General features: G+C 45.4%; 24 protein-coding genes, 4 pseudogenes and 1 riboswitch. Of the genes and pseudogenes, 11 read left to right on the top strand and 17 right to left on the bottom strand.

Going from position 1 to position 24,603, the window contains the following annotated elements:
- The first annotated feature begins 13 nt into the window (after positions 1 to 13).
- On the top strand, positions 14 to 835 hold the full coding sequence (locus U2H13_RS02440; protein ID WP_065180970.1) for a manganese catalase family protein: 822 nt from the start codon (positions 14 to 16) through the stop codon (positions 833 to 835).
- 36 nt (positions 836 to 871) lie between these two features.
- On the opposite strand, the gene U2H13_RS02435 is transcribed toward U2H13_RS02440, so the two are convergent.
- The 4 genes from U2H13_RS02435 to U2H13_RS02420 form a co-directional block, all read right to left on the bottom strand.
- On the bottom strand, positions 872 to 1,231 hold the full coding sequence (locus U2H13_RS02435) for a DUF4937 domain-containing protein (protein ID WP_065180969.1): 360 nt from the start codon (positions 1,229 to 1,231) through the stop codon (positions 872 to 874).
- Complete coding sequence (locus U2H13_RS02430; RefSeq protein ID WP_017419234.1) at positions 1,225 to 1,566, bottom strand: cupin domain-containing protein; 342 nt, start codon at positions 1,564 to 1,566, stop codon at positions 1,225 to 1,227. The genes U2H13_RS02435 and U2H13_RS02430 overlap by 7 nt, the downstream gene beginning before the upstream one ends.
- 132 nt (positions 1,567 to 1,698) lie before the next feature.
- The gene (gene gsiB, locus U2H13_RS02425) at positions 1,699 to 2,070 is read right to left on the bottom strand and encodes a glucose starvation-inducible protein GsiB (protein WP_146282675.1); all 372 of its coding nucleotides are present in this window, start codon (positions 2,068 to 2,070) and stop codon (positions 1,699 to 1,701) included.
- Between the two features lie 100 nt (positions 2,071 to 2,170).
- Complete coding sequence (locus tag U2H13_RS02420; protein WP_065180967.1) at positions 2,171 to 2,977, bottom strand: EcsC family protein; 807 nt, start codon at positions 2,975 to 2,977, stop codon at positions 2,171 to 2,173.
- Between the two features lie 166 nt (positions 2,978 to 3,143).
- Between U2H13_RS02420 and U2H13_RS02415 the strand changes: the two genes are divergently transcribed.
- From U2H13_RS02415 to U2H13_RS02405, 3 genes and pseudogenes are all read left to right on the top strand, one after another.
- Positions 3,144 to 3,509 carry a multidrug efflux SMR transporter gene (locus U2H13_RS02415; RefSeq protein WP_017419236.1) on the top strand — a complete coding sequence of 122 codons (366 nt, stop codon included), beginning with the start codon at positions 3,144 to 3,146 and terminating at the stop codon, positions 3,507 to 3,509.
- On the top strand, positions 3,506 to 3,913 hold the full coding sequence (locus U2H13_RS02410) for a DUF5360 family protein (protein ID WP_014720748.1): 408 nt from the start codon (positions 3,506 to 3,508) through the stop codon (positions 3,911 to 3,913). Before U2H13_RS02415 ends, U2H13_RS02410 begins: the two co-directional genes overlap by 4 nt.
- A 57-nt stretch (positions 3,914 to 3,970) precedes the next feature.
- Positions 3,971 to 4,186: pseudogene (locus tag U2H13_RS02405) on the top strand (DUF2188 domain-containing protein); the annotation flags it as partial.
- 58 nt (positions 4,187 to 4,244) lie between these two features.
- Here U2H13_RS02405 and U2H13_RS02400 read toward each other — a convergent pair.
- Positions 4,245 to 4,598, bottom strand: coding sequence for a hypothetical protein (locus U2H13_RS02400; protein WP_007410203.1), 354 nt, complete (start codon positions 4,596 to 4,598; stop codon positions 4,245 to 4,247).
- Positions 4,599 to 5,253: 655 nt separating this feature from the next.
- Here U2H13_RS02400 and U2H13_RS02395 point away from each other — a divergent pair.
- The 5 genes from U2H13_RS02395 to U2H13_RS02375 all read left to right on the top strand — a co-directional run bounded on the left by U2H13_RS02395 (position 5,254) and on the right by U2H13_RS02375 (position 8,963).
- Positions 5,254 to 6,531, top strand: coding sequence for an Nramp family divalent metal transporter (locus tag U2H13_RS02395; RefSeq protein ID WP_376700802.1), 1,278 nt, complete (start codon positions 5,254 to 5,256; stop codon positions 6,529 to 6,531).
- A gap of 105 nt (positions 6,532 to 6,636) precedes the next feature.
- Positions 6,637 to 6,903, top strand: a complete 267-nt coding sequence (locus U2H13_RS02390; protein WP_014416946.1) for a hypothetical protein — start codon at positions 6,637 to 6,639, stop codon at positions 6,901 to 6,903.
- Positions 6,904 to 7,086: 183 nt separating this feature from the next.
- Positions 7,087 to 7,704, top strand: coding sequence for a hypothetical protein (locus U2H13_RS02385; protein ID WP_223204395.1), 618 nt, complete (start codon positions 7,087 to 7,089; stop codon positions 7,702 to 7,704).
- A gap of 96 nt (positions 7,705 to 7,800) precedes the next feature.
- Positions 7,801 to 8,358 (top strand): hypothetical protein, encoded by a 558-nt coding sequence (locus U2H13_RS02380; RefSeq protein WP_065180965.1) that lies wholly within the window; start codon positions 7,801 to 7,803, stop codon positions 8,356 to 8,358.
- A gap of 374 nt (positions 8,359 to 8,732) precedes the next feature.
- Positions 8,733 to 8,963, top strand: coding sequence for a hypothetical protein (locus U2H13_RS02375; RefSeq protein ID WP_121984508.1), 231 nt, complete (start codon positions 8,733 to 8,735; stop codon positions 8,961 to 8,963).
- A 387-nt stretch (positions 8,964 to 9,350) separates the two neighbouring features.
- Here U2H13_RS02375 and U2H13_RS02370 read toward each other — a convergent pair whose 3' ends face one another.
- From U2H13_RS02370 to U2H13_RS02360, 3 genes and pseudogenes are all read right to left on the bottom strand, one after another.
- Positions 9,351 to 9,485, bottom strand: a complete 135-nt coding sequence (locus U2H13_RS02370; protein WP_254926347.1) for a hypothetical protein — start codon at positions 9,483 to 9,485, stop codon at positions 9,351 to 9,353.
- The gene (locus U2H13_RS02365) at positions 9,482 to 9,715 is read right to left on the bottom strand and encodes a hypothetical protein (RefSeq protein WP_233662573.1); all 234 of its coding nucleotides are present in this window, start codon (positions 9,713 to 9,715) and stop codon (positions 9,482 to 9,484) included. Before U2H13_RS02365 ends, U2H13_RS02370 begins: the two co-directional genes overlap by 4 nt.
- A 359-nt stretch (positions 9,716 to 10,074) precedes the next feature.
- Positions 10,075 to 10,531 (bottom strand): annotated as a pseudogene (locus U2H13_RS02360) (aspartate phosphatase); the annotation flags it as partial.
- A 645-nt stretch (positions 10,532 to 11,176) separates the two neighbouring features.
- Between U2H13_RS02360 and U2H13_RS02355 the strand changes: the two are divergent.
- Positions 11,177 to 11,626, top strand: a complete 450-nt coding sequence (locus U2H13_RS02355; protein ID WP_025649977.1) for a hypothetical protein — start codon at positions 11,177 to 11,179, stop codon at positions 11,624 to 11,626.
- Positions 11,627 to 11,689: 63 nt separating this feature from the next.
- The gene (locus U2H13_RS02350; RefSeq protein ID WP_025649978.1) at positions 11,690 to 12,247 is read left to right on the top strand and encodes a hypothetical protein; all 558 of its coding nucleotides are present in this window, start codon (positions 11,690 to 11,692) and stop codon (positions 12,245 to 12,247) included.
- 35 nt (positions 12,248 to 12,282) lie between these two features.
- Here U2H13_RS02350 and U2H13_RS02345 read toward each other — a convergent pair.
- The 9 genes and pseudogenes from U2H13_RS02345 to U2H13_RS02305 form a co-directional block, all read right to left on the bottom strand.
- A pseudogene (locus U2H13_RS02345) lies at positions 12,283 to 12,741 on the bottom strand (peptidoglycan-binding protein); the annotation flags it as partial.
- A gap of 309 nt (positions 12,742 to 13,050) precedes the next feature.
- On the bottom strand, positions 13,051 to 14,772 hold the full coding sequence (locus U2H13_RS02340) for a pyruvate oxidase (RefSeq protein WP_014416943.1): 1,722 nt from the start codon (positions 14,770 to 14,772) through the stop codon (positions 13,051 to 13,053).
- 57 nt (positions 14,773 to 14,829) lie between these two features.
- Positions 14,830 to 15,276: an NUDIX hydrolase gene (locus tag U2H13_RS02335; RefSeq protein WP_017419242.1), complete on the bottom strand. Its 447-nt coding sequence runs from the start codon at positions 15,274 to 15,276 to the stop codon at positions 14,830 to 14,832.
- 53 nt (positions 15,277 to 15,329) lie between these two features.
- On the bottom strand, positions 15,330 to 17,150 hold the full coding sequence (locus U2H13_RS02330; RefSeq protein WP_025649980.1) for an APC family permease: 1,821 nt from the start codon (positions 17,148 to 17,150) through the stop codon (positions 15,330 to 15,332).
- Positions 17,151 to 17,306: 156 nt separating this feature from the next.
- Positions 17,307 to 17,453: riboswitch (cyclic di-AMP (ydaO/yuaA leader) on the bottom strand.
- Positions 17,454 to 17,587: 134 nt separating this feature from the next.
- Complete coding sequence (locus tag U2H13_RS02325) at positions 17,588 to 19,693, bottom strand: cellulose biosynthesis cyclic di-GMP-binding regulatory protein BcsB (protein ID WP_376700656.1); 2,106 nt, start codon at positions 19,691 to 19,693, stop codon at positions 17,588 to 17,590.
- Between the two features lie 5 nt (positions 19,694 to 19,698).
- A complete protein-coding gene (locus U2H13_RS02320; RefSeq protein WP_017419244.1) occupies positions 19,699 to 20,961 on the bottom strand; it encodes a glycosyltransferase in 1,263 nt (420 codons plus the stop codon).
- Entirely contained in the window at positions 20,954 to 22,681 is a 1,728-nt protein-coding gene (locus tag U2H13_RS02315) for a DUF2334 domain-containing protein (protein WP_376700655.1), read from the bottom strand. Before U2H13_RS02315 ends, U2H13_RS02320 begins: the two co-directional genes overlap by 8 nt.
- Positions 22,671 to 23,519, bottom strand: a pseudogene (locus U2H13_RS02310) (diguanylate cyclase domain-containing protein). Before U2H13_RS02310 ends, U2H13_RS02315 begins: the two are co-directional and overlap by 11 nt.
- The gene (locus tag U2H13_RS02305; protein WP_121984514.1) at positions 23,500 to 24,585 is read right to left on the bottom strand and encodes a lipoprotein YdaJ; all 1,086 of its coding nucleotides are present in this window, start codon (positions 24,583 to 24,585) and stop codon (positions 23,500 to 23,502) included. The pseudogene U2H13_RS02310 and the gene U2H13_RS02305 overlap by 20 nt, the downstream one beginning before the upstream one ends.
- Positions 24,586 to 24,603 lie beyond the last annotated feature (18 nt).

Here is a 24,603-nt window from a genome sequence, read left to right as displayed (position 1 = left end):
AGGAGATGGAGACATGTTTACACATACGAAAAAACTGCAGCATCCGGCTAAACCGGATCGTCCTGATCCGCTGTTCGCAAAAAAGATGCAGGAAATTTTAGGGGGACAATACGGGGAAATATCCGTCGCCATGCAATATTTGTTCCAAGGATGGAATACACGGGGCAATGAAAAATATAAGGATCTTCTGATGGATACCGCGACGGAAGAAATCGGCCATGTCGAAATGATCGCGACGATGATTGCGAGACTGTTAGAAGACGCCCCGCTGGCAGAGCAGGAAAAAGCGGCTGATGATCCGGTCATCGGGTCCATTTTAGGCGGCATGAATCCGCATCATGCGATCGTGTCAGGACTCGGCGCAATGCCGGAGAGCAGCACGGGCGTTCCGTGGAGCGCAGGCTATATCGTCGCAAGCGGAAACCTTCTGGCAGACTTCCGCGCCAATCTGAACGCCGAATCACAAGGAAGGCTTCAAGTCGCACGCCTGTATGAAATGACCGATGATAAAGGCGTGAAAGATATGCTCAGCTTTTTATTGGCCCGCGATACCATGCATCAAAACCAATGGCTTGCGGCCATTAAAGAATTAGAAGAACAGGAAGGTCCGATCGTTCCTTCCACATTCCCGAAGGCGCTGGAAAAACAGTCATTCTCCCATAAGCTTATTCATTTCTCAGATGGCGGACAAAGCGCTGAACAAAATTGGCTGAAGGAAACAGCGCCGGACGGAGAACCATTCGAATACGAAAAAGAACCGAAAGCGCACGGCGAAATAGCTAAGCTGGATCCCGTCCCGCCGTATGTCCACAACACGCTTCCCGGACGCGAGTAAAGACACAAGCCCAAAACAAACTGTTTTGGGCTTTCATTATGCCTTCAGAACCGTCCAGTCCGGTTCGTATCGGATGTCCGGATGATGTAACAGCTTATAAATGACAGGTTCATCCTCTTCGTACAGCATCACTTCTATTGAAAGAATCGCAGCCTTCTGCTCGTTTTCTTCGTATATGCGGTCATGTTCGTTCTCTATAAAATCATCATAGGCCTGTCTGTTCTCCCAAACGCTGATGATCTCTGCAATGAACAGGCCGTCTGCGTTTTTCCGCCAGCCGCCGGCCTGTTTGACGAAGCCATTTACACATGATAATGCTCCCCACTGTGACTGTGCTTGCGCAAATGCTTCAGCGTTTGCAGCGTCTGTTTCACATACAATCTTTTTGATCAGCATGACCGTTCCTCTGTGATGACTGTTTTCGCATGCGCATGCTCGACACAGAGATTCACGGTTCTGACGTAAGAGCGGGTGCGGTGAATCGTGCCTTTCGGGATGAGCAGGCTGTCATTTGCTTTGAGCACTGCGGTTTCTTTGTCCTTAAAATCAATCAGCAGCTCCCCCTCCAGAACGATGAACCATTCATCTGAGTCAGGGTGATGGTGCCAGTCATATTCTCCCGTAAACACTGCGAGGCGCACACAGTGGTCATTGATCTCCGCGATTGAAAAATTGTCGTGTTTTTCTTTGACTTTATTGGCGATAGCGAGCAAATTCAGCATGTCAGACACGAGTGAAAAACCCCTTTTTCATTTAATTGTATCGCAACGGCGGCTCAGATCAAGATTTTCCCAAAATAAAAGCGATCCAGCTGATGCGCCGGATCGCTTTTGATCTGCAGGTTGTCTGCCTTTATGCTTTTATTAGCTGCTTCGTCTGTTTCCGCCTTTTTGGCCGATTTCTTTATAAAAATCTTTGTCATGATTTTTGCTTGTGGCTTCTCCGCCTTTTTGGCCGATTTCTTGATAGAATTCCTTGTCATGGTTATTGCTTGTGACTTCTCCGCCTTTTTCACCGATTTCCTGATAGAATTCTTTGTCGTGATTTTTGCTTGTGGCTTCTCCGCCTTTTTCACCGATTTCCTGATAGAATTCTTTGTCGTGATTTTTGCTTGTGGCTTCTCCGCCTTTTTGACCAATTTCCTGATAGAATTCTTTGTCATGGTTATTGCTTGTCGCTTCTCCGCCTTTTTTACCTGCTTCTTCTCTGCTCATTTTGTTATTATCTTGTGCCATTTTTGAATTCCTCCTTTAATTGGTGTTGGTTGTTGGTTTCCCGATTTCAGAACTGCTAAACAAAGAAAACACATTGAATGTGTTTTCGGGTGGTTTTTTATTATTCTGTATCCTTCATGCGTTTTAGAATCCGGCGTTTTTTATAAAGCATGATGCCTGTTTCCGCGATGCTTTCTAAAGCTGAACGGTTGGCGGACGCGCCGAAGATGATGCCTGCGGCCGGAACCATTTGCAGCAGTTTTTTCGCGGCGAACGTATCGCGGTAGCTGTAAACGACTTCCCGCCAGCCTTGGATTTGCGAGGCGACGCGCTGATAGGCGCTGTCGTTTTGATCATATTGCCGTAAATCTTGCAGGATCGCTTTTTTTCCGATGACGTCACTGGATGCAAGCTGAAGCAATTTGACGATAAACACGCGTTCTTTTTTGTCTTTCGGATCAAAGCCGTAAGCAACCGCGATATCTTGCAGCGTCTTTAAGGACAGGCCGAGCATCGCCGGAATGTCTGCCGCCAGCGTGAATACACCGCCGACTCCCGTTGCGGCTCCCTGCACCGTCGCGGCCTTTACGCTTGTACGCGCTATGCCTTCTGCGATTTCGTCCATGACGGCAAGCGGCGCATTGCGGATGTCGTGAAGCGTTTGATATGTACCGTGCGGCAGCCTTTTTTGAAACTTTTTCATGATGCGCTTTTCTGATGTAAGGTACTGTCCGCCTGACTGAATAAACGTTCCCGTTTCATCGAGAATGAGTCCGATTTTCCTCTGAATAAATTGCGGTGTCAGCTTGTCCAAAAGCTGAAACGGCAAGCGGGTGAATGTTTGCCAGAACATCACCCTCTGCTGCGCCTTTTCCCATTTTTGAATGTCTCTCAGTTGTCTTTCCAGGTCTGTCCGCTCTTCTGTCACCCGTCCTGCACGTCCTTTCTGATTTCTTTGTTCATAGTATACCTTTATGGCGTTTTCTTTTTACACCCGGCCGGATTTTTTATCCGGAAAACATTTCATTGTTTAATTTCCTTCAAATTCTATATATTGTATAATTCTGAATAATACGATTGAAGGAGAATGTTGAATGCAATGGATTTATTTAAGTTTAGCGATCATTTTTGAAGTATTGGGTACGGTCAGCATGAAATTATCAAATGGATTTACAAAACTTGTCCCAAGTATTTTATTATTATTGTTTTATATCGGCAGCCTTTGTTTTCTTACTTTGACTTTGAAATATATAAGTGTCTCCATCGCGTATGCGGTCTGGTCGGGAATGGGGATCGTGCTGATTTCCATGATCGGAATTTTTTTCTTTCATGAACAGTTCTCTGTCATAAAAGCTGTCTCTGTTCTTCTGATCATCATCGGTGTCGTTTCCTTAAACTTTATTTCTGAAAGTGAAACGTCATCAAACGGCATCAGCGTTCATACGGACAGAAACAGATGATGAAAGGGTTAAAGGTTCTCTTTCTCATTACAGATATTGGATTTATCGTTTATTGGATTGTTACTTTTTTTGAGTGGATTCCAAAAAACATGGTGTTTAAAGATTATGATAACGCCATGATAATGGCCTGGAACTGGTCATTCTTTCCCTTAGATATTTTCATTTCGATAACCGGGCTGTACAGCTTGTTTCTTTATAAACGGAAACATGCGTTATGGCGCCCTTTCGCATTAATATCACTTGTGCTGACCTTTTGTTCAGGCCTGCAAGCGATTGCCTTTTGGGTATTTATCGGTGATTTTGATCTTATGTGGTGGGCATTCAATCTGTACTTGCTTCTTTATCCTTTATATTTTATTCGGAAATTGCTGGTCTCTCATAAAAATAGCTGTCATTCTTTTTGATGAGGCGGTTTTCTTTTTCTTCAGGCGGGAAACACTTTTCATAAAGGAGTGATAGACATGCCTTGGTCTATGAAGGATTATCCGCAATCATTGAAGAATCTCGAGGAACCTGTGAAGAAAAAAGCGATTGAAATCGCGAATGCGATGATAGATGAGGGTTATGAAGAAGGACGGGCCATTCCCATTGCGACAAGTCAGGCGAAAGAGTGGAAAAAAAACGCTTCTAAGGAAGAAATCGATCAGCTGATGAAACACGATGATGAAACGAAACGCGGAAATTGAATCGGAATAAAGGAAAAACCCCGCTCTCAAGAGAACGAGGTTTTTCTGATTATAAACCGTAATAATAAGATAGTGTGGTGACTGAAACGTAGCCTGTCGCTCCTGCATACGTGACTTTCAGCCATTTATTAGAATTAGTGTAGTGGCCTTGAACATATTCTCCGGTTACCCAAGAACCTGTAATTTTTTTACCGCTTGAGAATGTTGTGATCGTTGAACAGCTGACCTTAGAGCATGAGCGCATATTAGCACCGTAAATACCGACTGTACCCCCGCTGGCTAAAATGGAAACGTCCGGTTCAGCTTTAGGTTTGAAAGCTGCTGCTGATGCAGAGCCGCCAAAAGCGAATAAAGAAACAGCAAAAATCATGGCTAAAGAAATGATCGACAAACGACGTACCAAGAAAATTCCCCCTCTTTTATCATATGGCTGGAAAGCTTTCCTGACGTTATTATACTTTTTTGCCCGGGAGACTGAAATAAGTCTAATGCTCCAACTTCTTTTCTTCGCAAGTGGCCATGCCGATTCTTTATTTGATAGATAACAGCGGTTTATTGGACTGGAATCACTGATATATCGTTGATTCAAACGTTTATTCAGAGCGGCCGGAGTTTTTCCGGAGGTCATTTGAATGGTACAGAAAGGTTTTATCTTCCAATGGAAAGAAACATTATTATTCTATTTACCCGGGAAAACGGAGGAAATACAGCGTCTTTTTCTCAAATCAGTTGGGCGGACAGAAAGTTGTGAAGTGATATGGGCAAGTGTCCTCTTTTCACCTTTTTAAAAGAACGCTCCACACATTCGCGCATGATCGGACGCGGAAACACGCTTTGCGAACGGCATCGCTTCTTTCCCGGAACGATGCCGTTTTCATTTTCGGACCTTTCTTCGGCGGGATACATATCATAGATAAAACAGGGCATCAATGTGCCGGTTTATTGAACATAAAGAACTTGACATCTCATAATAGCGGATTTATGATGTAGATAAAATAATTTGCATCTAGGAAACTTTTTGTTATTTAGCTAAAAATCTATCGGAATTTAGGTGAGACATAATGAGCAAAGACATCTCAGCACAATCACTGCAATCAAAAGCCGTGCAGGATGCACTTGACGGCAAAAGCAAGGGATTCAAGCGGCTTCTGCCTTTTTTAGGCCCCGCCTTTATCGCGGCGATTGCCTACATTGATCCGGGAAACTTCGCTACGAATATCTCAGCTGGTTCGAAATATGGGTATATGCTGCTGTGGGTCATCCTCTTTTCAAACTTGATGGCTTTTTTAATTCAAGTTCTTTCCGCGAAGCTCGGTATTGCCACGGGTAAAAACCTTCCGGAAATCGCCAGAGACCGGTACCCGAAATGGGTATCCGCCGGGCTGTGGATACAGGGTGAACTGGTAATTATGGCAACTGATCTGGCAGAATTTATCGGGGCGGCGCTCGGGCTCAACCTGCTGTTCGGCATACCGATGGTTGAAGCGGCCATTATCGCGGCGATCGGATCATTCGCGATTTTAGAGCTGCAGCGCAGGGGTTACCGGGCGCTGGAAGCGGGCATCGCCGGACTTCTGTTTGTCGTGGTGATCGCCTTCGCTCTGCAAACCTTCTTTGCCAAACCTGACGCCACTTCCGTTCTCGAAGGGCTGTTTATCCCGAAAATTGACGAAATGGACAGTGTGCTCTTGGCAACCGGGATACTCGGCGCAACCGTGATGCCGCATGCCATTTACTTACATTCCGCACTGACACAGCGCCGTGTCGTCGGAAAAACGGATAGTGAGCGGAAAAAGATTTTTAGATTCGAGACGATTGACATACTTATCGCGATGGTGATCGCCGGGGCGATTAACGCAAGCATGCTCATCGTCGCTGCCGCGCTTTTCTTCAAGAACGGGCTGTATGTAGAAGATTTAGACGTGGCTTATCAGCAATTCGGCCACTATATCGGACCGGCTTCAGCCATTCTCTTCGGGATCGGGCTGCTGGCCGCAGGGCTTTCAAGCTCTTCTGTCGGCACATTGTCAGGCGATATTATCATGCAGGGCTTCATCCGTTACCGTATCCCGCTTTATTTGCGGCGTTTCATTACCATCATTCCGCCGATGATCATCATTATCTCGGGGATCAACGCCACAGAAGCGCTCGTATGGAGCCAGGTCGTTCTTTCATTCGGCATCGCCTTTGCGCTCGTGCCGCTGATTATGTTTACAAGCAACAAACGCCTGATGGGCGCCCTGACGAACCGAAAATGGGTGACGGCTCTCGCCTGGCTGATTGCGGTTTTGGTGATCGCGCTTAATCTGTTTGTGATCTACGATTCATTCCGTTAGAAAAAAACCGGCCATAGCGGCCGGTTTTTCTTTTGGCGCCGGGTGCCGTTCGTATCTTTTTCCGGGCGTTTTTGGTATGATAGAAGAAAAATCGGAGTTTTGCTTATGTCAGTATTTATCCTTTTTTATCTGTGGATTGTGCCGATTGTCATCGGCATCTTCTGTTCTCTTTTTGCTTATCGGACAACGGGTAAGAAACGTCTGATTCCCGGCTTTTTGATGATCGCATTAAGCATCGTTTCCTTAATCACGGGGCTTTGGATCGGCGGGGTGAACTATCATGTGTTCATCGGGGGCATGTTTTTATTCGGTACGTTATTGGCCGGCTCCGCCTTCCCGTTTTTCTTCGCTCTTTCACGCAAACGAAAATAAACAGGCATGCCGCCTGTTTATTTTTATTCATTAACCCTGAATTATAAACCGCTCCGATAATGTGATTCCGCCTCAATCAGCCTGTACATGTGTTATATAGGCTTCAGCACATGTCCCATCGTCGAAACTGCAGCCAAAATGAATCCTGCTAAAGAAGATTTTGAATTATAAGAAAAATACTGTATGAAAATCCTATTTACCCCAAAAATACCTATTGATAGAATGGTATCTGAGAGGGGAAAATGTTCAAAGCGGATAATAAAGGTCCCGCCTAAATACATAGTCTTTCATTTCTCTCTACACTACATTTCTAAAGGAGGATTTCCCATTAGACACGCAGCTAAAGGCATTCTGTTTGCCGCATCTTTAGCCCTTGTAACTACTACTTTTGTCCCCGCATCCTTAGCTAAAGAAAATCATAATAATACTGCCAATGCCACTGGAACGACCAAATCATTTTTTTATCAGACTGATACGCAATTTTCCTACGGACTTAAAGCACAAAGCGATGCATCTGTGTCAAAACCAGTCAAAGATGTAATCAGAGAAGTGCTGAAAAATAAAACAAAATTATTCAATCTTGTTGAAAAATTAGCAGGAAAGAAAATAAGAAATGAACTTGAATCCGTTTTCAATCAACACATAGAACCGGTTTTAAAGAAAATGCTGAACGAGTATGTCGCCTTAAGCTGGACTGACGTGGAAAAGAATCTTTATCTTTCACTTAAAAAGTCCGGACTTTCTGACATCCAGGCTAAAAACCTCGCTCATTTGACAACTTTAGCAATGAAAGCATTTTAAAATCATTCATAAATGATCATCAGGAAAATACGTATGAAGTAAATGCAAAGTGCTGTTAGATTCACTCTAATAGCACTTTTTCATTGGAGATGTCACATGACTGTCTTTTTTACTGTTTTGCTCACTTTCTTATGCTGCCTTGTGATTTCATCTCTTATTTTTATGATTCTATTAAAAAAAGAGATCGTGGATACACCGCCAAACCGTTTAGCTCATGCAGCATTCATCATACTTATTGGATTCGCCCTGTTCTTCGCTATAACTGTACCTAGCCTAGTTATTTATTTTGTAGCTATAACTGTAAATCATTTTTTCGGAGAGTATATCATCTATGGTTCACTTTCAGACTTATACATATTTTCTGTCGTCGTCAGTATTTTAGCTTTAGTTTATATGCTTATCCTTACGGCAATTGTAAAAGGAATGACTCATGTTTTGACATTGCCTGCTTGGTTAGCCTATATACTTGAATTCATTTTTGCATGGGCTGCTGTTTACTTCTCAGTTCAATACGTTTCCAATCATATCATTGAGAACATATCTATATTTCAAGGTGGAGAAGTGCTTCTTTCATTGTTCATCACTTTCTTATTTTCGGGATTGGATATCCTTTTCACTAATTTGGATAAGATCACAAAAGAGAAATTAGGTTAAGGGGGTAACAGATATGAGGATCATGACATATATATCCTACTTTTCTATTTCTTTAGTTTTGCAGGTGGTATGGCTGCTATTAATAAAAGATACTCCTAATATATTTCTGATAGATATGATTACGGTGTCCTTCTTATTCACCCTCTTTATGTTCATCTTAGATCAAATTTTCAAAAAAAAGCGGACACATTAGGGACTGTTTTTTAATAATCCTCGGGCTTCTCTTTCGTTTTGAAATTGTTCTGGAGATGTTACGGTGAGCCATTCATTAATGAATAACACCAGCCTCTGTAAAATACTTCTCCTTTTATATAACATCCTGACTTTTCCGTCATATATTCAAACGAAAAAACTGCAAAAGGGAGTAATGAAACATGATATTGTTTATTGGCAAGTTCATGTTGCTCTTTTTACTCTGTTCGCTGGCATATTATTTGTTTAAAATTGTTTATTACAATATAGGGAAGAACATTGCGCTTAAAACCCCGAAAGGGACACAGACAAACCGGACGGCACATGTGTTTGTCAAAAATGGAACTACACTGAATGAGGGAGATTACTTTATGATCGCTTTTGTGACCGCTCTCTGGCTGTTCTTGAGATGAATTGCACTGGTCCTTCATAAGTTTCTTGATCAGCCATCGCTCGCCAGCTGTGGTTTTTCACAATCTCCGTTTCCGTTTAGGGCGGCTATATGCAAGCCAAGTCGCTCAACAAACAAAAAAAATAAACAGGCATGCAGGCTGTTTATCAAGGTCGAAATCTTCTCGATAGCTCCTTTGTTTTTCCTTGAATGATTGAAGAAAGGCTTAAAAATGGACGGCGTCTTTCTCATGCATGCATAGTTCAAGAAAACACTTCACAGCAAAACGGAAAGGTGAACGCAATACACTCAGCGGTTAAGAACCATATGAGGCTGCGTATGTTGATTACTGGATAAGAAAAAGAAATCCCCCAGTCTTAAAAGGTGGAGGTCAAAAATTGGAGAACACTTAAATATTTATAGCTTTTTCAGCGATGTGGAAAGTTCCAGAATCACTCATTTCAGCAGTATAAACATTTGTTACACTTAATAATCCAGTAAAAAGAATACCGATTAAAGCGGAGCTGATTATAACCTTCTTCATGATATAGCCTCCGTAACCTTAAGTATTTGTGTTTGGGCATGTATGGTTTTCTTTAAAAAGTTTCTTCCCTCTGCATAGTTTCTCTTCTCAAAATGAAAGTCACCTAATTGTTCAGTTAGCTCTGCGAAATCAGACCAAAGGCGTTTCTCTTCTAAGTAGCCTAAGCTTTGTTTCACTGCTGTTTCATTATATTCTTCGTATAATGAATTAATGATTTTTAATTTCGCCAAATATTCTTCTTCATTAGAAGTCCGAGCACGATTTAAAGCCGTTTGTATCAATATGTTCTTTCACGTCTATTGCCTTTTTGAAATTCTCTTCAGCAGCAATCAAATTTTCCCCTCTTAAATAAACTAAGCCTAAGTTATGAAAGATCACCCGATAATCCTTTTCACTTTTTCCTCTTCCAACCCACGGGCGATACTTAATGCTTCCCGATAATATGATTCTGCTTCCGTCAGCCTGTACATATCGTACATGTTAGCACCGACCATCATATTACAGCCAATCACTTTCACTTTGTATAATTGATTTTTTTCAAACAATTGCTTGGCTTTTTTCAAATGATTGAGGGAAACAAAGTGCTGATCAATTTGATAATAGGCATCAGCTATTTTGTAATGAAATTCAGCTTGCTCCATTTCATCTGATACAGCATTCAACTCTCTCTCTGCTTTGCGATAATAGCCTATCGCTTCAACATACTCTTTATGATCAAATTCATACATTCCACGAAAAAATAATGAGTAATACTTCAAGAGGCCTGTAAGTCTTTTTTGCGGCTTTTCTATTTTTTCAAGTAGTTCGTCGACTGTGGGGCGATCTCGATATCTGTCTTCCGGCTCCAAGGAATCTAACATCAATTGGTGACGAAAGCACATCAATGAATAAAAGACAAGCAAATCCTGATCCTCTTCCATCTCCTCTATTTCCTGTTCGACTTCAGCCTTTAAAATCTCAGCATCAGGCACACTGAACTGGCGAATCATTTTGTACCATTCATTGATCTTGACACCAACTTGGGACGACGGCAAAACTTGATCCATATATACCTCTCCCTCTAATCACTATTTTTGTAATATTATAACTATTTGAACATAAAGTGAAAACGAAAAAAAACCGCAATTTACTTTTGCGTCATACTCACCTGATTAACTTGTTTTTAAGACACAGGGAAATTATACCTCAACATAAAGATACTATTTACCCAAAAAATACCTATTGATAGAATGGTTTCTGAAGGAGGTGGAAAAATATTCAAAGCGAATAATATAGGACTATCCTAAATACATAGTCTTTCATTTCGCTGGCAGATTACATTCCTAAAGGAGGATTTTTCATTAAACACGTAGCTAACGGTATTCTATTCGCCACATCTTTAGCCCTTGTAACTGCTTCTTTTGTCCCCACATCCTGAGCTGAAGAAAACCGAGATATCACTACTAATGCCACTGGAATTACCAAACCAATTTTTTATAATAATTGATAAGCCGTTTTCCTTTTAGCTTAAACTGGTTTTAAAGAAGCTATTAAACGAATATGTTGCCTTGAGTTGTATTGACGTGGAGAGAATTTTTTCTTTCACTTAAAAAGTCTGGACTTTCTGACAAGGCTAAAAGCCTCGCTCATTGGACAACGTTAGCGATGAAACATTTTATTGTTATTCATAAATTATTAGGAGGAAAATATATATGAAGAAGAAAGTAATCCCTGTAGTTTTAAGCGCAACTCTACTTACATCATTCTTGGGTACTTCAGGTGCTTTAGCAGCTGAAAACAGAACCACAACTCCTGTACCGGTAACGAAAACTGCACCAGGTACTATTCCAACTGGAATGCCTGGCACTATTCCAACCAAAGCGGCTCTCAATGGTGACTACCAAACCCAAGGTGTAGTTTCGTGGTCCTATAAGGCTTTCAGAGCTGCCTGCCGTTCAGGTGGATGGCTTTTATCAAAAGCCTTAAAGCCATTCTCCCCTAAAGCTGCGGCATGGATTAGAAAAAACTCTAAGAAGGTTGCCGACATTATGGATAAAGGTGAAAATTGGGGTGTAAAACAATTTACAAAAGCTTTTAAAGCTATCGGAGCTCCTACAGATGTAGCTACCACTTTAGCTAAATTCATTGTTGCTTTGATTTAACATATTTAAAATTTAAAGTGCTGTTAGATTCACTCTAATAGCACTTTTTCATTGGAGGTTAACATGGCTATCTTTATTACCGTATTGCTCACCATACTATGCTGTCTTGTTATTTCATCTCTTATTTTTATGATTCTATTAAAAAAGGAGATTGTGGATACACCACCCAACCACTTAGCTCATGTAGCATTCATAGGGCTTATTGGATTCTCCCTGTTCTTCGCTATAACTGTACCTAGCCTAGTTATTTATTTTGTAGCTATAACTGTAAATCATTTTTTCGGAGAGTATATCATCTATGGTTCACTTTCAGACTTATACATATTTTCTGTTGTCGTAAGTATTTTAGCTTTAATTTATATGTTAATCCTTATGGCAATTGTAAAAGGAATTACTCATATTTTTAAATTACCTGCTTGGTTAGCCTATATACTTGAATTCATTTTTGCATGGGCTGCTGTTTACTTCTCAATTAAATATGTTTCCAGTAATTTCATTGAAAACATATCTATATTTCAAGGTGGAGAAATTCTTCTTTCATTCTTCATAACTTTCTTATTTTCGGGCCTGGATATACTTTTTACTAATTTGGATAAGATCTCAAAAGAGAAATTAGGCTAATAAAAAGAAAAGCAGGCAATTTAGAGCCTGCTTTTTTATTCCCTTTTTAACATTTCTCCAAGCCTTGCTTTCGTTTTCGGCCCGTAAATGCCGTCAGCAGGCAGTCCATACATGGACTGGAATCGTTTGACCGCGTTTGCTGTTTTCGAACCGTAATAGCCATCTATTCCGTTGTTCTTTGCCCCTTTGTCCGGATAATAATAGAGAGCCGCCAAAGCTGTCTGGATCTGTTTCACGGCCGTTCCCTTAGTTAAGGGGCTTGTCACTTTAAAAACGCCCGATGGCAGCGTGTAAGATGATTTTTTTCCTTTTGTTGGAGAGCTGGCCGAGTCCGTCAGCTTTAATACTTGGCCGACTTTGATAAAATTCGGGTCCTTGATACTGTTCAATCTCTGGATGGTGGCCATGTTTACGGCAGTTTTCTGTGCAATTACAGGGAGGACATCTCCCTTCTTGACGGTGTACGTCGCCACGCCAGTCTTTGTTCCTGTTTTTGCTGATAAGGGCTGTGCGATGCTAATGTGCGAACCACGTTTGTTATGAACTGTCCTGGCCCTCCAAAAGCTTTTTTATCAGCCATCGCTTGCTAGCTGCAGATTTTACGATTTTCTTTACCGTTTCCGCAGATTTTAATACGATATACTTTCGGTTACGGTTCCCGTCCTCTAAGCTTCCAAGCGGGTTCAAACTGCTGACCACTTCCTTACCATGGAAGGGGTCAGTAAAGAAATAATCATCAATAAGAAAGCCTAAAAAAATAAACAGGCATGCTGCCTGTTTATTTTTTTATAACCGCCGGCTTCTTAAAACAGCCGTTTTAAGCTTTTCTTGAGTGACGGCATTTCGATTTTTTGGTTTTCAAAGAAGTTTTTCAGCATGTATTTGCTGAAGCCCTTCGCTTGGCCGTAAGTGATTTTTCCCGGAAGCGGCGGCTCGTCGCCGATGACGGCGTCGATGACGACCGGCTCATTTGAGTTGAGCGCTTCATGAAAAGCGGGAGCCAATTCCTCGTGTTTCGTCACTTTGATGCCTTTTGCTCCGCAGCTTTCTGCAAAAGCGGCGTAATCCATATTTTGCAGCTGGGTGACGTAGTCAATGTTGCCTTTGACCCGCTGTTCATATTCAATCATGCCTAAATTTTCGTTGTTTAATATGACAACCGTAATCGGCAGTTTATATTTAACAGCCGTCGGCAGGTCCTGCATCACCATTGAAAATCCGCCGTCTCCGCAAATGGCGATGGACTGCCGTTCAGGTTCGGCAAGGCTTGCGGCAATCGCTCCCGGAAGCCCGCATCCCATCGTGGCGAGCCAGCTTGAGACGATAAAGTCCTGCTTCTTCATCTTAAAATGGCGGGCCATCCACACCGTAACCGTTCCGACATCCACCGACAGGACGGCGTCCTCTGCGGCGGCATCCTGAAGCCGGGCAATGACCTGCTGCGGCTTGAGCGGATGAGTCGCTTCGGTTTCATCCTTTTCGATTTCCTTCCACCAATGCTTCATGTGCTCGGTGCAGGCGTCCAAAAATCTTCTGTCTTCTTTATATTCAATGTATTCCGTCAGCTCTTTCAGTCCCAGAGCCGCATCACTGACGATTCCCGCATTGACGGGATAGCGCTTCCCGATTTTCGCCGGATCCGAATCAAGCTGAATAGCAGGCGTATCATCCGGGAGATAATCCCTGTATGGGAACGACGTACCGAGCATGATCAGCAGATCGCATTCCTCCATTGCTTCGTAGGCGGGCTTTGTGCCGATTTGCCCGAGATTCCCGAGAAAGTGGGGATGGCTGTCAGGCACGACGCCTTTTGCCGGAAGGGTAATGACAATCGGAGCGGCCGCTTTATCGGCGAATGCGAGCAGCTCCTCTTTTGCTGATTTTAACCCTTGGCCGGCGAGAATGACCGGTTTTTTTGCGTTGTTAATATATTGCGCGCATGTCACGAGATGTTCTTTTTTCGGCTCTATATCAGCTTTGAGGTATATCGGCGATGTGTAAACCGGCTCCCGTTTGATTTTTTGCGCGAATAAATCATCAGAAACGGTTAAAACGGCAACGCCTTTTTTGCTGTAAGCCGTGCGGATCGCCTGATTCAGAAGATCGGGCAGCGCTTCTGCCGTATGTACTTGCTGGTTGAATACCGCCACGTCCTCAAACATTTGCTCTAATTTGATTTCCTGAAAGCTGTCACGGCCGATTTCATCGGAAGCCACCTGTCCCGCAATCGCCAGCACCGGAACGCCGTCCGCTTTGGCGTCGTATAAACCGTTCAGCAGATGAACGGCCCCCGGTCCTGCGATTGAAAGGCAGACACCGATCTGCCCGGTCAGTTTTGCCTCAGCCGCGGCGGCCAGGGCTGCGACTTCTTCGTGCCGGGTTTGGATGAATGTCAGGTTATTTCGTTCATGTCTCAGTTCTTCGATAAATTCATTAATGCTGTCTCCGGGAATGCCGTATATATGACCGACTCCCCATTGTTCAAGCAGCTCCGTCATTACGTGTCCTGCTGTTTTACTTGGCATACTGCATCCTCCTTTTACCTGTATTCATCCCCTTTTTCATACGGGTTGAAACACGGGCTATACTCTCAGCTTTTTTCTCAGCAGATCAAGGATGGATAACAGATTTCGGTCTTTAAGGACTGCCTTACGATTTGCCGCCCCATTGAGTCCGTCTTTTATTTGGAGTTTCCTGTTCGGCACCATGAACAGCGGCAGCCGGTTTGGGGAAAACCAGCGTAATGCGGCGGTTTCCGGCCCGTTCATCAGCGGTGTTCCTCCGGTAATGGCTCCGATGAAGACATGTTGTGTATCTTCAAATGCCGGCCTTTCATACTCACCGGCTTTTTTTATGATGGTCACGTTATAACCGGTTTCTTCGAAGGCCTCTCTTACGGCTGCGGATTCAGGTGTTTCACCTTCTGCGATCCTGCCCCCGGGCAAATCCCATAAGGGAATGTCTTTTCGTTTTACGAGCAATATGTCCCGCCCGTCATTTTGAATGATGACAAAAGCGCCTTGAGCCATGGCGTCCTCCTTTACAAAAAAGACCGCGGCATTTCAGCCTGCGGTCTTTGCCGTTACTTTTTAAAATGATACGGCAGGGTGGCGACGATGATGTCCTTCTTCCAAAACAGCCGGACTCGGAGTAAAAAGGCTGATTGGTTGTGAAGGATGGTCTGCCAGCGTTTTTTCGTAATGAATTGCGGAAACAGCACCATCACGGAGAACTGTTCTTTTTTCGCTTTTTGTTCGACCGTTTCTAAAAACTTATCAAACGGGTGAACCAAACTGCGGTATGAGGAATGCAGGGTGACGAGGCGGACGCCGTTATGAAGTTCTTCCCAGCGCTTTTCCACCTTTTTTTCGTTTTCTCTGTCAAAGGAAACATGAACCGCAATGACCTGATCCGATAATGATTTCGCATACTGAATCGATTTTTGGACGACGGTGGTGACACCGGCGACAGGCACGATGACGACGGTTCCCCTGATTTCCTCAGGCTGCTGATCAACGACCCGCAGCTGTTCGCCGACCGCGGTGTAGTGATTTTTAATGACGAAAAACAGCATGACGACAGCAGGCATGAATAACAGCACCGGCCAGACAAGATTGAACTTCGTCGCGAATAAAATACACAGCACCATAAATGAAATGGCGGCGCCGCATGAGTTGATCAGCATTTTTACCGCCCAGCCCTTCGGCTTCTGCCTGATCCACTTGATGCACATTCCCGTCTGCGACAGCGTAAACGGAATGAACACGCCGACGGCATAAAGCGGAATTAAATGTTCCGTGCGGCCGCCGAATAAAAGAATGAGCAAGATGGATGCGATACCGAGAAAGATGATTCCGTTTGAAAATCCTAACCGGTCGCCTCGTACCGTAAACATTCTCGGCATATACTGATCGCGCGCTAAATTAAACGCCAGCTGCGGAAAAGCGGAAAAGCCCGTATTCGCCGCAAGCACGAGAATCAAGGATGTAACGCCTTGAATGAAATAATACACCGTATGCCGTCCGAAAGTTTCCGCGGCGATTTGCGAAATAACGGTCTCGTCATGCTTCGGTCCCGTGCCGTATCCGTACGCCAGCACCGTAATCCCCGTAAATAAGATCGCCAGCAGAATCCCCATCATGGCCAAAGTGCGGGCCGCGTTTTTTGCCGGAGGATTTTTAAAGGCCGGGATCGCGTTTGAAATGGCTTCCACACCGGTCAGTGCCGAACAGCCGGATGAAAAGGCCTTCAGCAGCAAAAACAGCGTGATGCCCGCCACGGGTGTGCCGATCGGCGTGTGTTCGGCCGGATGAACCTGGCCCGTCATGAGCTTAAACAGTCCGACGACGATCAAAAGGACAAGCGCCGCCACAAACAGATAGACGGGATACGCCAAAATGGACGCCGACTCTGACAGTCCTCTCAAATTTAAAATCATAATCAGAATTACAAGCAAAACAGCAATGAGCAAATGATACGGGTGCAGGGCCGGAAATGCCGATGTAATGGCGTCAGTTCCGGCAGAAATGCTTACCGCCACCGTCAGAATATAATCAACAAGCAATGAGCCGCCCGCAATCAGACCCGGCTTCTCACCAAGGTTTTCTTTTGAAACCATATAAGCGCCCCCGCCTTGCGGATAAGCGTAAATAATCTGTCTGTAGGACAGAATCAAAGCAAGCAGCAAAATGAGAACGCCGGCTGCGATCGGAATGGAATACCAAAACGCGGCCGCGCTTACCGCAGCCAAAATGATCAGAATCTGTTCCGTTCCGTAAGCAACTGATGACAGCGCGTCTGAAGAAAGCATGGCGAGCGCCTTGAGTTTCGTGAGTTTCTGCTCTCCGGCCGCCTGTGATTTCAGCGGTTTCCCAATCAAAAATCTTTTGATTGAATGGTACATTTGTTGTTTTCCCCTTTTTTTCATTTTCCGTTTGATTTACAAACCCTTACTGCTATGATGTCTCCGAATAACGATTGCATGCCATATTTCAGCACAGCAAAAAGACACAGAGGCAAACGGATGCCCCTGCGCCATAATCGTGCACAGGTTTCATTCATCTCCTCTCATGAACGCTTACGAGGTTAGCTGTCGGATTCGGGCTGATGAGAGTTGGCCCTACCTGAAAAAGGATTCACCCCAAGCGGCATGACGCGCCGCAAATTGGTTCCCCCGCTCTGATTACAGATTAAGCGATATAGATTATAAAAGAGATCATACTCCCGTCCCGTTCAGTTGTAAAGGGGCTTTTATGCTGTTTCAAAAATAAAAAAATCACCGCCAAAAATGGAAATAAAAATACAAAAAAAGAGGCCTGTTAACGGCCTCTTTTTCCTTCATTACTCTTCGCTTTTTTCATGATCCGTTTTTCTTTTTTTCCTTCTTGCCGTCAGCCAGATCAGACCGGCCGCAATAATTATAAGCGCCGCGAAAACAGCGATATACGTGACGTTCAGTGCTGCGGAACGGCTTTTCGTATCAGGCGATGGACTGCTGTCGTCGGATTTGATTTGCTGATGGTTTGAAAACAGCTGCTTGCCGGCCGTTTCGTTGACGACGGTTGCGGCATCGCTTGTGCTGTCTAAAAAGCTGATCAGCTCTTTTGTGACAGCCGCGCCGCTGCCTGATAACGGAGCAAAAACAGCGATGCTCCGGCCGGAGTCCCAAGGTGATTCCTGGGTAAACGCGACTTGTTTCGTTGTCTCATTCAGCATCTGAAACGAAGAAACATCGTACGCGCCGCTGCGGTCTGACGGCACGAGAAGCTTAGATGCGTTTGACTTCAAAAGCGGAATTTGCGGCAGACTTCCGATAAACACAACATTCCGGCCTTTGGCATCCGCTTCCTTCATGTCTGATGCCGTCTTTACGGTAAAGCCGTTTCCAAATGAATCCGCCACCAGAGAAAGTTCTTTCAGTGTCTGTATGTTTACGTCATCCGGGATGACGATTACTGTTTTCTCTTTCACGCCGCCCGCAAACGGGAGCGGCCATTGCCCGAAATCCGCTTTCTGCGCCGCATCGCTTACCGGATACGTCAGCATGCTGCTTTTATCAATATAGACCCATTTATTTTCGTCACGGTCGATACACGGGTTGTTATGTTTCAAACCTGACGTGACAAATTGCAGATCAATGTACCTGCTGCTTCGCAAAAGCTTCGGATCAATCGGGATTGAGACGTGGTAAAAGCCGTCTTTATCTTGATTGCCGAGATCATCAAGACGCACCGCATTCGGCTGTCCGTTGACCATGACGTTCAGCTCCGCTCTCTCGGCGTCATTAGCTGAATCCGCCTTCGTCCGGATCGTTTCAGACGTCTTTAATGTAAGTGAAAGCTTGACCTTACCGTCTTTATCAACAGCGGCCGCCGCAGGGTAAAAGAAGTGCTCTGACGCCGTTTTGTTTGATCCGACCGTTACATTTCCCGCGCCGAAGTCCTCTAATGTCAGTTTATTGCCTGTCTTTTCCGCAGCGGGCTGAAGGCGGCCGATTGTCAAAGTATCTCCGCCCAGCTGGCTTGAATAAGCGCTGTCTGTGATGACGCGGATTTTATCCGCCAGCGTTTTGTCTGATTGCGCCGTGACAAACAGGACGGGCTGCCGTTTGTCCCCTGATGTCAGAACCCGTTCAGCGAGAAGAATTTTGTTGTTTTCGGCTTTGATGTTCCCGCGATCTAAAAGCTCTTTTATTTTCCCGTTCCAATGCTGATCAGCGCCGATGACAATTGACGGATTGCTGATTTTGCCGGCGTCGGATTCTTTTACAAAGGATACCTTCAGCCTGCTGTCTGCTGTTTTCAGAAATGCTTCTGTTTTGACTGCGGCTTCAGCTTCCGCCGAGGTCGGTTTGTCAGGAAGGATAATATCGGTTTCTTCACCCGTATTGCCTGATTGGGCAAACGGATACGGGAAATGGCCGAGATCCGCTCCCTTTGACTTGCTTGCTTCTGAAAGCACAAGGCGGCTGTCCGGATAAATTTTTATCCAGTTGCCTGACGTATCCTGCCTGACGCAGACGCCCTCTTTTAATACGCCGTAAAACCGTAATGATACATTGTGATAGCCTTGGGCGGATTGGCTTTTGCTGAGATTGAGCTTCACCGTTTTCCGCTTGGAGCTGCCGTCAAGCTTTATGGATTTGACGGGTTCATCATCAATGGCGATGGTTAAAGAAGACGGGGCAATTAATAAGTTTGACGCCTCGTAATCAATCAGAAGCGACTGATCGGCATTCGAAGCTCCCGCAGGAATCTGATAGGTCAGCTCTGAGCTGTCTTTCGCCCCGTACAGTGTCATCAGATCGCCAGTCAGCGCCTGCTGCTCTTTTGCGCCGGCGCTTGTCCCGAGGGCGGAACCGTCCGTTTTCAGCTCCAGGGCCGCGGCCGCCTGCCCGTTATACATCAATAGCAAAAGGCCGGTTATCAATATGATCGCTTTTTTCAAAAAGGTCACCCGCTTTTATTTTGATTGTATCGCTCCGTTTTGTACCACTTGACTTCCTGCTTGAACAAGCGGTGCTTGATCTCTGTGAATAATGACCAGATGACGAGCACGATCCAAGCCTGGGAGTATGTAAAGTACATCAGAAATACGATAAAGAAGTTTTGTTTGTTCATTTCTGTTTTTTCAATGCTCAAAGTAATCATGACCTCAGTCATAAACAGGAAAAAGGCCAGTATCCACAAAATCATCGCCAAAAACCCGACTGCCAGATGCAGGTCGTAAAAAAGATTGATGATAAAAATCGTGTTTGACATGATCACACCGAAGAAAAACAAAAAATACGTAAAAAAGAAATAAAACAGATCGAAGATGATCCGCTTGCGTTTCAGCTTGAAAAATTGGGATAAAAACTTGAGAACGACGTATTGGTTGCCGCGCGCCCATCTTGTCCGCTGACGCCACCAGACCTTCCATGTCTCAGGCTCCTGCTCCCATGTCACAGCCGCCGGGAAAAAGCGGATATGATAGCCGAGATTATACACGCGGATGGTCAGCTCGGTATCCTCCGCCAGCGCCTTATCATCCCAGCCGCCGAGCTGTTCGATAATGCTCCGCCTGATCGCGAAGTTCGTTCCCGGGATGGTGGCGATTTTGAACCATTTCCATCTGCCGCCCTGCGCCATCCACTGAAAGCAGATGGTTTCAATATTGATAAACTTCGTCAGGATCGTTTTGGCCGCATTGATGACACGGAATTTCCCGACAACCGCTCCCGCTTTCTCATCATTCATCAGACCGAGAACCAGGTAGTACACCGCCATTTTTTCCGGCGTATTGTCCGCATCATACACGCAGATCACGTCTCCGTTCGATTCCGCGAACCCTGAGTTCAGCGCCGAAGATTTTCCTTTTCCGGCGTTCGGGGGCTTTGTGATGACCATTTTAATGAAGTCATACTGACGGGAAAATTCATTGACGATGTCTCCCGTCCGGTCGGAGGAATTATCATTAACGACGATGATCTCAAGCCTGTCTTTCGGATAATACAGATTCACCATCGCCTTCAGCGTCTGCCTGATGACGACCTCCTCGTTATGCGCGGGAATGAGCACGCTGACCTTCGGGAGCTCCCCCATCTTTGCGCGCCATTTCGGAATGTTCCGTTCGAAGGTCATATAATGCCTGAATCCGCCCTGCATCAGAAACATGTGATAGAGAAGCATCACCCATATTAAACTTAATGAGATAAAAAACAGAATGTTACTCAAGGCTTCTTCTCTCCTTAAAGATTCGTTTTTTTAATGTGGCGCGCAAATAAAGAACGTAGCAGGCGAACATGATGATAAACAATAACACCACGCCGGAGAGAATCCAAAGCGCTTTTTCCAAAGGCGTCTGCTGGTGATGATTGAAAAAGGCCGTTACCGGATGAATCTTGTTCTCCACATGAATGGTTCCGTCTCCGTCCGTTTTGATCCTGACGCTGTCCGACGTTACCGTTTGCTTCGTTTTCTTCAGATCGAGCCACTCGCCTCCGGGAATCCGCTCCATCTGATTGACGAGCTCGGGGAGGTATTTCATGCCGAGATACGGATGGTAGAAACCGCCCGCCGTTCCGCCGCCGAAATCAATCATCTGCGAAATATGATTCTCCATATCTCCGAGCGGATTTTCCTTTGAGTTATCGGCATAACCGATTGTTTCAGGGTACAGCGTCATCCCGTCCAGCATAGCCGGCTTTGAGACGAACGGAGGGGCGCCCGAGGTTTTCCACGTCGTGCCGCTGAGCTGCACTTGTCCGAAAATACTGGAGAAATAAGAAGATGCGATTTTGTAGCCTTCTTCAGACATCGTGTAGTGCGGCGCTTCGAATGACAGCGGGTAAAGGCCGAGCTCTGTCAGATCGTCAATCGCCTGCTCCAGCTTCGTTCTCGTGTAGATGTTTTCTTTTTCACGGAAAGGCTTCACATACGCCCGGTACGCTTTTTCATTCGGAAAATCCTGTTCCTTTTCAAGCTTGACCGGAGTATCATCCGCATTTTCTGACGTAATCGGCTGATCCGCTTTGGCATCCCAAAATTCAAAGCCTTCTCCCGTTTCGCTGTATCGGTATGCGTGCGTGTAGCCGTGAATAATGATGCTGCCGCCCATTTGCTGAAGTTTTTTCAGGACTCGGACCATTTTCGGCTTGTCCGCCAGGTATACTTTTTCTCCGTTTTCCGGATTGAGATAGACCGGAATGACCGCCAGAATAAACGGAATGTGTCTTTTATGCAGGTAAGCGCCCGCTTCGTAAAGCAATGTTTCATCTGACATCGGACTGATGTCTTCAAGCCGTAAATAAAGGAGGGTGCCGCCCTGTGATTCTCCGAATGCGTTGCGCAGCGCTTTCGCCGTCAGAAACGAATCATTTAACAGGCTCGTCACACCGAAATAATAGTCAGAGCGCGCCGTTTTCCACATAAAAGGGCGGGTGCTGCCGTCACCGGACCGGTATGTATAAAGGGACTTTCCTTTTACTCCCGATACGCCGAGCACGGACATCCCTTTTTCAAGCGGCATGTCTGTTTTTTCTTTCTTGCCGTAAATGCGGTATACTGTTTCTTTTTCTGTCAGGGACAACCCCGCAAATTGGCGGAACTGTCCGGCGTTATAGCCGATGCTGATAAGCTGCTGCGGCATGCTGCTGATCAGTGACACAAATGATGTGCTGAGCTTTTTTTTCGTGACGCCGTAATAGATGACGCGCCGATTCTTTTTGAGGTCCGCGGCTGTGATGTCTCCGTCGCTTTTCACGGTCACGGCGGATGAGAAATGGCCCGCGGTCAGATCAAGCATTTTGACCTCAGCGGTTTCTTTGCCGTCCGTGCTTGTATAAATAATGAGAATGCCGTCCTTTTTGTCTTTTGCTTCCGCCGGACGGGGAACATAAACCGCCGAAATCATGAAGAGCGCCGAGAGTAAGAGACGTATCCATTTAGAGTTCATTCATCATCATCTCGTTTTCCAGTTCGTTTAAAAATTGCTCGGCCGTTTGTAAATCTTTTCGGTACGGCAAGTAACATACACGGAAGGTGATGGAGACGTATTTACCGTTTTGCAGCCGGTACGTATCCAATTCCTTTTTCAGCTTCGCCAGAACGGCCGGCATGTTTTCTTCAGGCGTATGGGTCAGCACGATGCCGAACCGTTCGGCGGACGGCCTGAATTTTTTGTCTGTTTCCCGAACGCTTGACCGGATTTGGCGGCTGATAAACGCCAGCAGCCGATCGGTCTCTTTTTCTCCGTACAGGGATTTGAATTCCTTGAAATAATGCATGTGCAGCAGCAAAAAGACGAAGGAATTGCCGTAGCGTTCCGCCCGCTTGATTTCCTCGGAAAGCTCCAGCTTCATCCGCAGATGGTTGTCAAAGCCGGTCACCCTGTCGACGGCGACAAAGCTCGTAATCTCTTCACGCAGCTGTTTCACTGAGCGCTCAAGCCCCTTCGCCAACTCGTGAATCCTTCCCGCTATTTAAGAAAAGAGCAGCAGCGCAATCCCCCAAATGACCAGCACCTGCAGACTTTCGGCACCGGCAGACGCCATAAAGCTCCCGGTCTGAAACCACAGGAGCAGGCTGCCGAGAACAAATAAGACGAGTAAGGTCATGACGAGCGCGTAGATTGCCCCGAACCATATGCCGGCTCCCGCAACAAGCAATGTGATGCAGGTTATCAGAAGCCCTGCGGATTGCTGAGACGCATAGTAAATAAAAAAAGACAGCAGCACCAGCATAACTGCTGTGTAGCTGCACAGTTTTTGTGATTCATTGAATGATATTTTCATTAAACAATTTCCTTTCAGCCAGAAGCGGCAGCAGGTTATCGAAAGAATGTGTATCGCTCCCGCTCATATAGCCGCCGTAATCGGGTTTCAGCGTGTCCAGTGTTTCAAATGAAGTCATTCTTTCATAAAGCGGCTTGATGACAGCCGGATCAGCTTTTTGTTCTGCTAAAAAAAGAACGGCCAGGGCGTAAACGGACGGTGATTCGTACTGAACCGCCGGCTCCTTCGTGTCTGCGCTGTATCGTCCGTACAGCTGTCCGCGCGACTTAAATTCCTCTATCATCCATTTTGACAGCGCGGCAGCCTTGCCATCGCCCCGCTTCAGATTCACGGCGGCGTACAGCTGGTCGATGACATTCACTTCGCTGTCATATTTGTATTCCTTTGTTTCGGTATTGAATGATTTCGGCAGAAAACCATTTTTCAGGGGCGCATGATTGAGAACATCAAGGTTCCGGTTTTCCGTTTTCTCATCGATAATCCCTTTTTCTCTGAGCATCTGTAAGGCGCCGGGGTCAACATAGGATAACGTCACGGTCTTTGATGCGGCATTTGAAGCGGCATCATAATAATCCGTAAAATACCCGTCATTCGTATTGTATTTTTCCAGCGCCTTCCCGATCTGCACCGCTGTTTTCCCGTATTCACTGTTTCCCCACAGGGTTCCGGCCTCATTCAGACAGTTCATGATTCTGAAATCGTCAATTAAGGCATTGGTGCCGCTCGCTTTATTCCCGTCAATCTTCCACGACACGAGCCCGTTTTTCGTCAGAAACGAATCGGTGAGAAGCTGATATTGCGCTTGAAACTGCCGTTCATCTTTCCTGTTCAGCAAAAATGCCATCCATAGTCCGAGAGACTCAGATAAATATTCCGGCTCACCGGATATGTTCGTCCGGATCATCCCCCGCCCGTTCATCAATTTATGATAAATAAAATGCTCTGCGGGCTGAAGCGGTCCGGACGGTTCGGCTGCCGCCTGTTTTTCAGTGCCGGCCTCCGCGCACCCCGCCGTCAGAACGATCGAAATCAAAAGGAGCATCAGACGAAAAACGATTTGCTTCACAGCCCATCCTCCTATTTT

It is taken from the genome of Bacillus sp. A1 (assembly GCF_042296235.1).
Classification (GTDB): Bacteria; Bacillota; Bacilli; order Bacillales; family Bacillaceae; genus Bacillus; species Bacillus velezensis.
This window is presented reverse-complemented; position numbering and strand designations above follow the sequence as displayed.